The 13307-nt window shown below is 53.1% G+C and carries 13 protein-coding genes; 12 read left to right on the top strand and 1 reads right to left on the bottom strand.

Annotation, left to right across the window (positions count from 1 at the left end):
- Positions 1-89 precede the first annotated feature (89 nt).
- Positions 90-293: a DUF1289 domain-containing protein gene (locus H1D31_RS13635; RefSeq protein WP_261259358.1), complete on the top strand. Its 204-nt coding sequence runs from the start codon at positions 90-92 to the stop codon at positions 291-293.
- Here H1D31_RS13635 and queG read toward each other — a convergent pair.
- A complete protein-coding gene (gene queG, locus H1D31_RS13630; RefSeq protein ID WP_261259357.1) occupies positions 259-1392 on the bottom strand; it encodes a tRNA epoxyqueuosine(34) reductase QueG in 1134 nt (377 codons plus the stop codon). The genes H1D31_RS13635 and queG overlap by 35 nt on opposite strands.
- 228 nt (positions 1393-1620) lie before the next feature.
- On the opposite strand from queG, the gene tsaE reads away from it, so the two are divergent.
- The 11 genes from tsaE (at position 1621) to H1D31_RS13575 (ending at position 13279) form a co-directional block, all read left to right on the top strand.
- Positions 1621-2094 carry a tRNA (adenosine(37)-N6)-threonylcarbamoyltransferase complex ATPase subunit type 1 TsaE gene (tsaE, locus tag H1D31_RS13625; protein WP_261259356.1) on the top strand — a complete coding sequence of 158 codons (474 nt, stop codon included), beginning with the start codon at positions 1621-1623 and terminating at the stop codon, positions 2092-2094.
- Entirely contained in the window at positions 2081-3466 is a 1386-nt protein-coding gene (locus tag H1D31_RS13620; protein ID WP_261259355.1) for an N-acetylmuramoyl-L-alanine amidase, read from the top strand. Before tsaE ends, H1D31_RS13620 begins: the two co-directional genes overlap by 14 nt.
- Before the next feature lies 1 nt (position 3467).
- Entirely contained in the window at positions 3468-5204 is a 1737-nt protein-coding gene (gene mutL, locus H1D31_RS13615) for a DNA mismatch repair endonuclease MutL (protein ID WP_261259354.1), read from the top strand.
- Positions 5194-6123, top strand: a complete 930-nt coding sequence (gene miaA, locus H1D31_RS13610; protein WP_261259353.1) for a tRNA (adenosine(37)-N6)-dimethylallyltransferase MiaA — start codon at positions 5194-5196, stop codon at positions 6121-6123. Before mutL ends, miaA begins: the two co-directional genes overlap by 11 nt.
- Before the next feature lie 90 nt (positions 6124-6213).
- Positions 6214-6471, top strand: coding sequence for an RNA chaperone Hfq (hfq, locus tag H1D31_RS13605; RefSeq protein ID WP_008607089.1), 258 nt, complete (start codon positions 6214-6216; stop codon positions 6469-6471).
- A gap of 18 nt (positions 6472-6489) precedes the next feature.
- Positions 6490-7782 carry a ribosome rescue GTPase HflX gene (hflX, locus tag H1D31_RS13600; RefSeq protein ID WP_261259351.1) on the top strand — a complete coding sequence of 431 codons (1293 nt, stop codon included), beginning with the start codon at positions 6490-6492 and terminating at the stop codon, positions 7780-7782.
- Positions 7783-7823: 41 nt separating this feature from the next.
- A complete protein-coding gene (gene hflK, locus H1D31_RS13595) occupies positions 7824-8963 on the top strand; it encodes an FtsH protease activity modulator HflK (RefSeq protein WP_008607093.1) in 1140 nt (379 codons plus the stop codon).
- A 6-nt stretch (positions 8964-8969) separates the two neighbouring features.
- Positions 8970-9851, top strand: coding sequence for a protease modulator HflC (hflC, locus tag H1D31_RS13590; RefSeq protein ID WP_008951222.1), 882 nt, complete (start codon positions 8970-8972; stop codon positions 9849-9851).
- A gap of 75 nt (positions 9852-9926) precedes the next feature.
- A complete protein-coding gene (locus H1D31_RS13585) occupies positions 9927-11090 on the top strand; it encodes an aminotransferase class V-fold PLP-dependent enzyme (protein ID WP_261259349.1) in 1164 nt (387 codons plus the stop codon).
- Positions 11091-11205: 115 nt separating this feature from the next.
- The gene (locus tag H1D31_RS13580; RefSeq protein ID WP_008607099.1) at positions 11206-12504 is read left to right on the top strand and encodes an adenylosuccinate synthase; all 1299 of its coding nucleotides are present in this window, start codon (positions 11206-11208) and stop codon (positions 12502-12504) included.
- Positions 12505-12652: 148 nt separating this feature from the next.
- Positions 12653-13279, top strand: a complete 627-nt coding sequence (locus H1D31_RS13575) for a tetratricopeptide repeat protein (protein WP_409976783.1) — start codon at positions 12653-12655, stop codon at positions 13277-13279.
- Positions 13280-13307 lie beyond the last annotated feature (28 nt).

The raw sequence follows: 13307 nt of genomic DNA, 5'->3' as shown, positions 1-13307 counted from the left end.
GATAAAGATTTTCTGTTAAATTTTCTGCGCGTTAGCAGCGCAAGATCTATACTGCAAGAGTGCCGATAAGCTGTGGTCGGAGGCTGAGTATGGTCAAATCCCCCTGTATCCGAAATTGTTGTTTAGATCAGCAGGACTGTTGCCTTGGCTGTGGCCGGCTACTCAGCGAAATTACCGAGTGGCATCAGGCATCCAGTCGTCGACAACAACAGATCTGCGAGCTGGCCGCTGCCCGGCTGGTGCAGCGGGATGAGCAACTTAGCCAGCATCTCTGGGCAAGCCCTTCTGAATAATCCGCACCAGTCTTTCGGTACTGCGTGGTAACAGATTCTGTGCCAGATAGCTTTTTTGTTTTTGTTGCTGCAAGGCCCACTCAATATGTTCGGCAACCAGCGGCGTCGCTGTTGGCAGTGCCTGTTTAAGCGTGGCGACAATTTCTGGCTGATAGGGTGCATTACCCAGCGCCACTGCCAGATTGCGCTGCCAGCGTTCAAAACCAATACGCCGGATGGCACTGCCTTCGGTCAGGCGCAGGAAGGTCGTTTCATCCCACTGAAATAATGCCAGCAGCGATTGGTCCTGCCACTGTGGCCGGCGTTGAAAATCCGGCTCTTCAGTTAGCGGCGCCTGCCGGTTAACCGGGCATACCAGCTGGCAATCATCACAGCCATAGATACGATTACCCAGTAAGGGTCTGAATTCCGTTGGAATGGCGCCTTTCAGCTCAATTGTCAGATAGGAGATGCAGCGGCGGGCATCAACGACATAGGGCGCAACGATGGCGCCGGTAGGGCAGCTGGTAATACAGGCGACGCAGCTGCCGCAATCGCCCGGGTGTGGTTCGTCGGCCGGAAGTTCCAGATTAACCAGTAACTCGCCGAGAAAAAACCAGGAACCGGCTTCTTCAGCCAGCAACAAGCTGTGTTTACCGATCCAGCCCAGACCGGCTTGCTGCGCTAAGGGCCGTTCTAAAATCGGCGCCGAATCGACAAAGGGCCGGCCGTCCAAGTCCGAGATTAGTGTGGCAATTTTCTGACCCAGTTGCTTTAAGCGGTTACGCATTAATTTATGATAATCGCGACCCAGCGCATAGCGGCTGATATAGGCCTGACTGGGATCGGCCAGGTTAGTCGCAAAGGCGGCGGCTTTGGGCAAATAGTCCAGCCGTACACTAATCACACTTAAGGTCCCCGGATGCAGCTCGGCGGGTCTGGCGCGCAACATGCCATGCTCTGCCATATACTGCATTTCACCATGGTAACCGGCGTCCAGCCACTGCTGCAAACGCGCCTCCTGCTCGGCGCCCAGCTGCGGCCGGCTAATGCCACAGGACTGAAAGCCCAGTTCTTTGGCCCAGGTTTTAATTTGCTGACTAATCTGTTCTGCTTGCATGCTACCCGCTCAGCAGCGTCAAAAGATGCGGCTGAAAGTGACTGAGGTTGAGATACGCTAACTGTAACATAAGACGGGACTTTTTACCCAAAGTCAGCGTAATTGAGGAACTTGCGCCACAAAGCAACGTCGAAGCGGGAGAATTAAGCGGTTTTTCTGGCTCAGGGCGCGCCACCTTTGTTACCATAGCAAACGAATTGTCTGGGTACTGTGGTCAGGAGTATTAGCGTGTCGTCTTATGTGGTGCAACTTCCGTCGGAACAGGCTACGCTGGCGTTTGCGGCTAAATTAGCGGCACAGCTACAGGGCGGTATGGTGGTGTTTTTACAAGGCTCGCTCGGAGCCGGAAAAACCACCTTCTGCCGTGGCCTGATCCAGGCGTTGGGGCACCAGGGCACAGTCAAAAGCCCAACCTATACCCTGGTCGAGCCCTACCAGCTGGGACAATTGCAGCTTTATCATTTTGATTTATATCGGCTGCATGATGCGGAAGAACTGGAATTTATGGGCATCCGCGATTACTTTAATCAACAGAGCCTGTGTTTAATTGAGTGGCCGGAGCGCGGTGAGGGGTTTTTGCCGCTACCGGATTTGCGGATTCAGCTGACTCAACAGGGAGAGTTGCGCACCTTGCAGTTAACGGCGGCGAGTCAGCCTGGCAGTAAAATAATAACGATATTGACGGATAATGAGCAAAACTAACGCGCTGTCACTGCTATGCCTGTGGTTACTGTGTCTGCTGGCTTTACCGGCGGCACAGGCCAGTAGCCAGGTGCAGAATGTTCGGATCTCGCCGACGGTAGACAATACCCGGGTGGTGTTTGATCTGGCTTCGGCCCCGGACTTTAAATATTTTACGCTGGATAATCCCGACCGGCTGGTCATCGATTTGAGTAATGTCCGCGGCAATACTAACCTGCCGGCCAGTCAGGGCCAGGCCGATCTTATCCGTGGCATTCGCAGTAGCGGTGGTCAGGGCAAGATGCGGATAGTGCTGGATCTGACGCAGGGCGTAAAACCGAATGTGTTTGCGTTGGCGCCAGCCGCGCCGCATGGCCATCGTCTGGTGGTCGATTTACCGGGTCGCACTGGCAGTGCTACAGTCGCGGCTAACCCTACTACCACAACGCCACCGGCCAGCACTACGGCTACGTCCTCTGCGGGAAACCGAACACCACAGCCTGTGCCGCCAGCCAGTATCAGAGCGGCGCGCGATATTGTGATTGCGGTCGATGCCGGTCATGGTGGCACCGATCCCGGCTCTATTGGCCCAGCCGGCACCTTTGAGAAAAATCTGACCTTACCCATTGCCCGCCAACTGGTGGAGCGGATTAACCGCGAACCCGGCATGAAAGCTGCCCTGGTCCGTACCGGCGATTACTTTGTGCCGGTGAATAGCCGTACCGACATTGCCCGGCGCCTGCAGGCTGATTTATTGATTTCTGTGCATGCCGACGCCTTTACTTCACCGCATCCGCGCGGCGCTTCAGTCTGGGTGCTGTCATTGCGTCGTGCCACCTCAGAAGTTGGCCGGATGTTGGAGCAAACAGAGCGCCACAGCGAATTACTCGGTGGCGTGGCAGAGGTGATCAAAGACTCTGCAAATGAGCGTTATCTGGCACAGACGGTACTGGACTTATCTATGAACCATTCGATGGTCAGTGCGCATCAGGTGGCGAACCAGATCCTGTCCGAGATGGGCAAGGTCACGACCTTGCATAAAAGGGAGCCGCAGTCCGCCAGTTTGGGGGTACTGCGGGCACCGGATATTCCATCGATCCTGGTGGAAGTTGGCTTTATTTCAAACCCGCAGGAAGAACGCTTGCTGCGTAATCCCAACCATCAGCAAAAACTGGTGCAATCCATTTTTAATGGCGTAAGGCGGCACTTTGAGCTTTCGCCACCGGCTGATTCGCTGTTTGCGCAGCGTCGTGCCCGTGAACACCGGGTCCAGGCCGGTGAGTCCTTATCGTTGTTGGCTCAGCGCTACAACGTATCGATTGATGAGTTAAGACGGCATAACGAATTACGTTCGGACAGCCTGCGTATTGGTCAGGTGCTGCGGATCCCTTAAGATGCCTATTCAATTATTGCCGCCGCAGCTGGCAAATCAGATTGCCGCCGGTGAGGTGGTAGAACGGCCGGCCTCGGTTGTTAAAGAGTTGGTTGAAAATAGCCTGGACGCCGGTGCAACCCAGCTGGAAATCGAAATCGATAAAGGCGGTAGCAAACGCATCTTGATCCGCGATAACGGCAGCGGCATCGCCGAGCAGGAACTGGTGTTGGCGTTAAGCCGGCATGCCACCAGTAAAATCAGTAGCCTAAGTGATCTGGAGCAGATTTTCACTTTGGGTTTTCGCGGTGAGGCACTGGCCAGTATCAGCTCGGTTTCCCGTTTGACCCTGACGTCAAAACCCGCTGCGCAGGCCACCGCCTGGCAGGCGCGGGCCGAAGGGCGGGAGATGGCTGTGCAGGTGTCGCCGGCGGCGCATCCCGATGGTACCAGTATTGAAGTGCTGGATCTGTTTTTTAATACGCCGGCCCGACGCCGTTTTTTACGTAGCGACAAAACTGAATTTAGTCATATCGATGAGCTGATCAAACGCCTGGCACTGAGCCGGTTTGATGTTAGCTGGTCACTTAGTCATAACGGCCAGCAAGTCAGGCGCTTGCCTGCTGCCAGCACGGCCATAGCCAGGCAGAAACGACTGGCCGCACTCTGTAGCCGCCAGTTTGCCGAGCAGGCGCTGTGGATTGAAAACCAATACGATCAGATCCGGTTAAGCGGCTGGATCCTGCCGGCCGCAGCCTGTCAGGGGCAGCCGGCCTGTCAGTACAGTTATGTGAATGGCCGGATGATGCGGGATAAGTTACTGAACCATGCGATCCGGCAGGCCTATGGCGAGCAACTCAGCGCTGAACAGCAACCGGCCTTTGTGCTCTATCTGGAGCTGGATCCGGGCGAAGTCGATGTCAATGTGCATCCGGCGAAACACGAGGTGCGCTTTCATCAGACGCGGTTGGTGCATGACTTTGTCGTCAGTGCGCTGTCTGATGCCCTGCAGCTGGCTGCTGTGACTTTGCCTGCTACTGCAGAACGGCAAGCTACGCCGGCTGCCGCCTTAACTGAGGCAAATATCAGTCGCTCTGATGCTGCCATCCCTGCTGTCAGGCAGCATAGTGTGCCGGGCAGCTCAGGCAATAACGCTTATCCGGGGGCGCGTCGCAGCCCGGCCTGGCCGGTAGCAGAACCAGCCGCCATTCAGACGCAACTGCAATACCTGGCAATGCCGTTGCCAGAAGCATCAACCAAGGTCGAACAACCCGCTTATCTGCTACTACAAAACCGCTACTTGCTGCGCGTACACCAGCAACAGTTGTGTGTGCAGGATCTGGCTGAGCTGGCTGCCAGCTACTGGCCGCAGCAAACAGAAAGTGCACCCTTATTGTTACCACTTCGGCTTACGCTGGCGCCGGCTGAGTTACAGCTGCTATTAGCCCAGGCGGACAATTTCACTCAGTTGGGGTTTGATTTGCTGGTGCGGGATCAGCAGCTGATTATCCGCGCTGTACCGAAGTGGTTACGGCATACACCGCTCAGTGACTGGTTTGCACAACTGCTGCAACAAGGGGTGGCAGAGCACGGCTTAGCCAGACAGATGTTAGAAATACTACTAACTGCCAATGTGCTGCAGGCAGAATTTTTGTTAAACTTATTTTCACAAATTTTGACGACACCACCGGTTAATGCGTGCCAGGTGTCGGCGCAGCAATTATTAGCGCTGAGCGCGGGACGGGCAGATGAACACTGAGTTACCGCTGATCTGTATTATGGGACCCACCGCCTCAGGTAAAACTGCCCTGGCGATCGCCCTGAAACAGCAGTTGCAGCGAGCAGAGCTGATTAGCGTTGACAGTGCGCTGGTTTACCGTGGTATGGACATCGGCACGGCGAAACCGGATGCAACAGAATTGGCGGCGGCACCACATTTTTTATTGGATATCCGCGATCCGGCACAAAGCTATTCTGCGGCAGATTTCCGGCAGGATGCACTGGAGCTGATCGCTGCTATCCGGCAAAGGGGGAATACCCCTATTCTGGTCGGCGGCACCATGCTGTACTTTAAGGCCCTGCTACAAGGTATTTCCAGTTTACCGGCGGCGGATCCTGCGGTTCGGGCGGAACTGGAAGCAGAAGCTGCGGTCAAAGGTTGGCAGGCCATGCATCAGCAATTGGCGCAGCTTGATCCGGTGGCGGCGGCACGGATCCACCCGAATGACCCACAACGGATCAACAGGGCGCTGGAAGTATACCGTCTGACCGGACAATCCCTGACGGCGTTAACGGCGCAGCAGGCAGAGCCACTGCCGTATCAGGTGCGGCAGTTTGCCATAGCTCCGACTGATCGGGCTGAGTTGCACCGGCGTATTGAACAACGCTTTTTGCAGATGTTAGCTCAGGGGTTTGAGCAGGAAGTACGGCAGTTATATCAGCGCGGTGATCTGCATCCGGATTTGCCCTCGATCCGCTGTGTCGGCTACCGTCAGATGTGGGACTATCTGGCTGGCGGTGTGGATTACGACACCATGGTCAGTCAGGGTATCGCCGCCACGCGGCAGCTGGCGAAACGGCAGCTGACCTGGCTGCGTAGCTGGCCGAATTTACACTGGTTAAAAACCGAAGCGCCACTGGCGGAAAACTTGCAAGCTGTCATTTCTTCGCTAAGCTAAAAATGGTGGCAAAAATTTCACGTTTAACAACTTGAAATAAAAAAAATAATACCTATATCAGGCATACTAAATAAAAAAGGAAAGCGTGACATGGCAAAAGGCCAATCATTACAAGACCCATTTTTGAACACCTTAAGACGGGAGCGCATTCCTGTTTCAATTTACTTGGTGAATGGGATTAAATTGCAGGGTCAGGTTGAATCTTTCGACCAATTCGTCATTCTGCTGAAAAATACCGTCAGTCAGATGGTATACAAGCACGCCATTTCTACTGTTGTACCTGCCCGGGCGGTTAATACCATGACCAGCCAGAGCGGTGCTGCCGATGAAAGCGAGGATCTCGAATAATTAGCGGGGTAACAGCGCTTGTTTGAACTGGCTGAGCCGGCTGAGCAAGCCGTACTGGTACACGTTAATTTCCCGCAGGAACAGTCTACCGAAGATCTGCAGGAGCTACGCATGTTAGTGGCTTCTGCGGGTGTTGCTGTGCTGGGCGAATTAAGCTGTAGTCGTCAGGCGCCGGACGCGAAATTATTTATCGGTACCGGCAAGGCCGCTGAACTGGCGGCACTGGTCGCCGATACTGCCGCTTCGGTCGTGATCTTCAATAACGAGCTGAGCCCCAGCCAAACCCGCAACTTAGAGCGGCTGTGTCAGGTGCGGGTCATAGATCGCACCAGCTTGATCCTGGATATTTTTGCCCAGCGCGCCCGCACCTATGAAGGGAAATTGCAGGTCGAGCTGGCACAGCTGCAACATCTGGCTTCGCGACTGATCCGTGGCTTTGACAACGAGCGGCAGAAAGGCGGTATTGGTTTACGCGGCCCGGGTGAAACCCGGCTGGAAACCGACCGGCGCTTGCTGCGGGAAAGGGTTAAGGCGTTAAAGGCCCGGCTGGAAAAGCTTGGCCGCCAGCGTGAGCAAGGCCGCCGCGCCAGACAACGCTCCGAACAACCGGTCATTTCTATCGTCGGTTATACCAATGCCGGCAAATCCAGTTTATTTAACCGTCTGACCCGGGCTGAAGTCTATGCTGCAGATCAGCTGTTTGCGACCCTTGATCCCACGCTGCGTCAAATCAACTTGCCGCAGTTTGGCGAAGCCATACTCGCGGATACTGTCGGCTTTATCCGGCATTTACCGCATGATCTGGTGGCGGCCTTTAAATCAACCCTACAGGAAACCCGCGATGCTGATCTCCAGCTGCATGTGATCGATGCCGCGGATCCGAGGCGGGACGAGAATATGCGGCAGGTACAGCTGGTGTTAACCGAAATTGACGCTGCTGAGGTACCGCAGTTGCTCGTGTTCAACAAAATTGACCAGTTAGCACAACAACCCCGTATAGAGTACAACGAACAGGGGCTGCCGGCGGCTGTTTGGTTGTCGGCGTTAACTGGTGCCGGTCTGGATTTATTGCAACAGGCGTTAATTGAACGCTTATCGCAGCAGTATTTGCAGCTGCAGTTGTGTTTACCGCCGCATTATAGCCAACTGCGGGCACAGCTGTTCGCACTGCAGGCAGTACAACACGAACAGTATTTAGAAGACGGCAGTTATCAGCTACAGCTGAAACTGGCGGCAGCACAATGGGCCAGATTGCTAAAGCAGTACGGGCAGCCGCTGGAAAACTATATCGTCAGGCCGCCAGTTTTTTGATACATTAACCTTTGACAGTAACTTTATAAGTGGAGTTAAGCATGGCTTGGAATGAGCCGGGCAATAACGGCAAGAATAACGATCCCTGGAAGCAAGGGGGTCGGGATCAAGGCCCGCCCGATTTAGATGAAGTATTCCGCAATTTCGGTAAGAAATTTGGTGGTATCTTTGGTGGCAAAGGCGACAACTCTGGTGGCGGCGCGTCAGCACTCTTTACCGTAGTGCTGGTGGTGGCGTTATTAATCTGGGGTTTAAGCGGCTTTTATACCATTAAAGATGCGGAACGCGGCGTGATCCTGCGCTTCGGGCAATACCATACTGAAGTTGGTGCAGGTATCCACTGGAAGCCAACCTTTATCGACACTGTTACACCGGTCAATACCCAGGAAGTTCGCTCACTGCGGACCGATGGCTTTATGTTGACGCAGGATCAGAACCTGGTCCGGGTGACTTTCGAAATTCAGTACCGGATTTTCAATGCCCGCCAATACTTGTTCTCAGTGGTCGATGCTGACCGTAGCTTGCGTGAAGCTACTGACGCCGCATTGCGCTTTGTTATCGGTCATTCGATTATGGATGATGTGTTAACCCGCGGTCGTGAAGTGGTACGGCAAAATACCCGTCAGGAACTGGAAAGCATTATTCAGCCTTATAATATGGGCCTGGTGCTGGTTGACGTTAACTTCCGTGACGCCCGTCCGCCGGAAGAAGTCCGTGACGCCTTTGACGATGCAATCAAAGCCCAGGAAGATCAGGAGCGCTTTGTCCAGGAAGCGACCGCCTATGCCCGTGAAGTGGAACCGCGTGCCCGTGGTCAGGTTAACCGCGTGATGCAGGAAGCTGAAGCCTACAAGCAACAAATCGTACTGAAAGCACAGGGTGAAGTTGCCCGCTTCGAACAATTATTACCGCAATATCTGGCCGCACCTCAGGTTACCCGTGACCGGATGTATCTGGAGACGATGGAATATGTCTACAGCAATACTTCAAAAATTCTGGTTGATGTGAAAAATAGCAACAACCTGATGTACTTACCTTTAGAGCAACTGATGAAAGGTAGCGCAGCTGGCCAGAGCACCCAGGGGGTAACCCCGGTCAGACCGAATCTGGACAGTGGCAATACGCCAATGCAACCGGCACCGGTGCGTAGCTCAACACCCCGTACCGGCAGTGGGAGGTAATAACAGATGAAAAACTTTATTATTGCAATTTTGGTGGTTGTGGCATTAGTCGTGGTATCTGCCATCTTTGTGGTGCCGGAGGGCCAGCGCGCTATTGTTACCCAGTTTGGTAAAATTCAGCGTGATGCAGAAAACCGGGTGTTAGTGTATGAACCAGGTTTACATTTTAAGTTACCGCTGATCCAGGAAGTCCGTAAGCTGGACGCCCGGGTACAAACTCTGGATGACCAGGCTGACCGCTTTGTGACCGCAGAGAAAAAGGACCTGTTAGTTGACAGCTATGTCAAATGGCGGATCAAAGACTTTGGTGCCTTCTTTCTATCAACCGGCGGCATTAAGTCGCAAGCTGAAGTGCTGTTAAAGCAGTATATCAACAACGGTCTGCGGACTGAGTTCGGTGCCCGTACTATTCAGGAAATTGTTTCCGGTGAGCGTACCCAGTTGATGCAAAGTGCACTGTCGCAAGCGGCGCTGGCGGCCAATGAGCTGGGGATTGAAGTGATTGACGTGCGGGTGAAACAAATCAACCTGCCAACCGAAATCAGCGACTCTATCTTTGCCCGGATGCGCGCCGAGCGTAAGGCGGTAGCCGATGAGCATCGTGCCCGTGGTCGAGAGCAAGCGGAAATTATCCGTGCCGATGTTGATGCCCGTGTTACCGTTATGCTGGCGGACGCTGAGCGGAACTCTCGTACCGTGCGCGGTGAAGGCGATGCTACCGCGGCCCGGGTTTATGCGGAAATGTTTAACAAGAATGCGGAGTTTTACAGCTTTGTCCGCAGTCTGGAAGCTTACCGTAACAGCTTTAATTCGAAGAACGATGTGCTGATTGTGCAGCCGGATAATGACTTCTTCAAATTTATGCGTTCGGAAAAAGGTCGCAATTAACTCAGTTTAGCTTGCATTGAAAAAGGCCCGTCAGGGCCTTTTTCTTCCGTATAAAATCGCTGGCGGGGAGGCGCTATGTACCAGCAGTTTTATCAGAAATTCTTAACCGCTAATGCCGGTAAGCAGCACTTTGCCTGTCACTCGCATCATTATTGGCCGGACGTTACCCGCGAGGCTCAGCTGGCATACTGGGATGACAGTGCCCGGCTGGTCGATGATAAGTGGCAATATATTTTCGGCCAGAAAGTGCCGCAAACTCAGCAGCTGATTGCGGATATCCTGAATCTGCCCTTGCCGGAGCAGTTGGTATTCGCCCCCAATACCCATGAACTGGTGATGCGGTTGCTAAGCTGTTTTGACTGGCAGCAACCATTAAAAGTCTTGACGACGGACAGCGAGTTTTACAGTTTTCAACGGCAGATCAAACGTCTGGCAGAATTAGCCAACGTTGAAGTGGTACAGATCCCGACTGAACCTTTTGCCACCTTTACCGAACGTTTTACCGCAGCTGCCGCCCAGGCTGAGTACCAACTGATTTTCTGTAGCCAGGTATTTTTTAACTCTGGTTATGCCATCGCCGATCTGCCAGCCTTCGTCAAAGGTTTGGCTGCGGTCAGTCAGGCGATGCTGGTGATCGACGGTTATCATGGTTTTATGGCCCTGCCTACCGATTTGTCCGAGATTGCGGAGCGGATTTTCTATCTGGCAGGCAGTTATAAGTATGCGCAAGGCGGCGAAGGCTGCTGCTTTATGGCGGTGCCGGCCGGCAGTGAGCAGCGTCCGCTTTACACCGGCTGGTTTGCCGAGTTTGGCACTTTGGCCGCACAAAAATCGGCCCTGGTGTTATACAGTGAGGATGGTTACCGTTTTGCCGGTGCAACTTTGGATTTTAGTGCGCTATACCGCTTGGAAGCGGCCTTGTTGTTGTTTAAGCAGCAGGGTATTACGGTCGGGCGCATCCATCAGTATGTGCAGCAGTTGCAGCAGCACTTCCTGACCTTGCTGGACGAACTGGCGCATCCGCAGCTTAATCAACAGCAGTTATTGCTGCATGATGCCAGCTGTCATGGCCACTTTTTTACCTTTAGGCTGGGCAGTGCCAGTCAGGTTGCCGAGCTGGCTGCCTATCTGAAACAGCATGGTATTGAGACCGATTATCGCGGCGATCGGCTACGCTTTGGTTTTGCCCTCTATCAGAACGCTGACCAGTTTGATTTTTCGTGTCTTAAATCCTTATAAATCAATGAACTGACCAGGCCGTGAAAATTCACGGCCTTTTTTTCGTCTGGACGGCTGAAACTTGGCCGGGCTTTTGTTAAAATCCACGCCTAATTTTTTCCGTGATGTGGGAACCATGGCTAAGAACGTCGTTGTGCTCGGCACCCAATGGGGTGACGAAGGTAAAGGTAAGATTGTTGACTTATTAACCGATAAAGCCAGCTATGTGGTGCGCTATCAGGGCGGCCATAATGCCGGGCATACGTTGGTAATCAATGGTGAGAAAACGGTATTGCACCTGATCCCGTCAGGCATTTTACGTGACAATGTAAAATGTGTGATTGGTAACGGCGTAGTACTGTCACCAGAAGCCTTCCTGAAAGAAATGACCATGCTGGAACAGCGTGGCGTACCGGTGAAAGAGCGGTTACTGGTGAGCGAAGCCTGTCCGTTAATTCTGCCTTTCCATGTTGCACTGGATGTTGCCCGTGAAAAAGCCCGTGGCGATAAGCCAATCGGCACCACGGGTCGCGGTATCGGCCCGGCTTATGAAGATAAGGTTGCGCGTCGTGGTTTACGCGTTGGCGATCTGTTTAATCCGGAGCTGTTTGCTGAAAAGCTGAAAACCGTAATGGACTTACACAACTTTACGCTGACTCAGTACTACAAAGTTGATGCCATTGATTATCAGAGCACGCTGGATAATGCGCTGGCGATGGCCGATTTACTGAAATCTCTGGTGGTTGACGTCACTGAGCTGTTGGATCAGGCTCGCAAAAACGGCCAGCGTATTATGTTTGAAGGTGCTCAGGGCACCTTGCTGGATATCGACCACGGTACTTACCCCTATGTGACCTCTTCAAACACTACTGCAGGTGGCGTGGCAACTGGCTGTGGTTTTGGCCCGCGTTATCTGGATTATGTACTGGGTATCGTTAAAGCCTACACCACCCGTGTTGGTTCAGGTCCGTTCCCAACCGAGCTGGATTGTGCTGTCGGTGAACACCTGGGCGTGAAGGGCCATGAATTTGGCGCCACCACTGGCCGTAAACGCCGCTGTGGTTGGTTTGACGCTGTGGCGGTACGCCGTGCGGTGCAGCTGAACAGTATCTCTGGTTTCTGTTTAACTAAGCTGGATGTACTGGATGGTCTGGAAACAGTAAAAATCTGTACCGGTTACCGTCAACCTGATGGCTCAGTATTGCAAACTCCGCCGCTGGCAGCAGAAGGCTTTGAACTGGTGCAGCCGGTATATGAAGAAATGCCAGGCTGGAGTGAAACCACTTTCGGCATCCAGCAGCTGGAGCAGCTGCCACAGGCTGCGCGCAACTATATTAAGCGGTTGGAAGAAGTGACCGGCGTACCTATTGATATCGTTTCTACCGGACCAGATCGGGTACAAACCATAGTGCTGACCCATCCGTTTGCGGACTAAGCTTGTTGCAACATCAAAAAACGCTGCCACTGAGCAGCGTTTTTTATTTATAGTGGCTATTGGAACGGATTGACCAGGCAATTTTTGCTTTATGGCGTAAATTTTGCTTAGCTTTTGTATCTGCCTTTAACGATGGTTGTTTGACGCTATGCTAAAATCGGTTCTCTTTATCTCTGTCAGCGTTGTTGCCATGGCTGCAGTGCTACCTCTGCACAGCCAGGAATTGCAGCCAGTCGAGCTGTACACTCAGGACGAGCTGATTAAACTGATCCGTGAGAACAGCCATTTACAGCGGGTCAAAGCCGACGATTGCCAATTAGTGCAGGATATTGAGGCCCGTGCTGAAATTATGAAGCTGCCGTCCTATCAGTTTTTGTTTGGCGATATGCTGGCCTATGGTGTCTGCGTACCGCGCGATGTCGAGCGTGGCTGGGACTTTATGTTGCAGTCGGCATCACAGGGTTTTCCCGAAGGGCTTGAACAAATTGGCCGTTATTACCATATCGGTCGCTTTGTGCAACCAGATACCAACAAGGCCATTATTTATTTACGCGAAGCGGCCGCTATGGGCAATTTGCCAGCAAGGCTACGTCTGGCCGAAATTCTGGTCGCCGGGCAGGGCAGTCCGGCTGATTTTGAACAAACTTATCGTTGGTTGCATCATAGCATTACCGCTGATGAGGCAACTCATGCTAAAATTAATCGCCTAAAAAAACAGCTGGCAGAAAAGATGCCAGCACGGGTAGTGGCGAATGCCGAACGCCCTGTAAGATGAAATTCATCTCATTTTCTCTGCGGGGTGT

It is taken from the genome of Alishewanella sp. BS5-314, from assembly GCF_025377695.1.
GTDB lineage: Bacteria > Pseudomonadota > Gammaproteobacteria > Enterobacterales > Alteromonadaceae > Alishewanella > Alishewanella aestuarii.
This window is presented reverse-complemented; position numbering and strand designations above follow the sequence as displayed.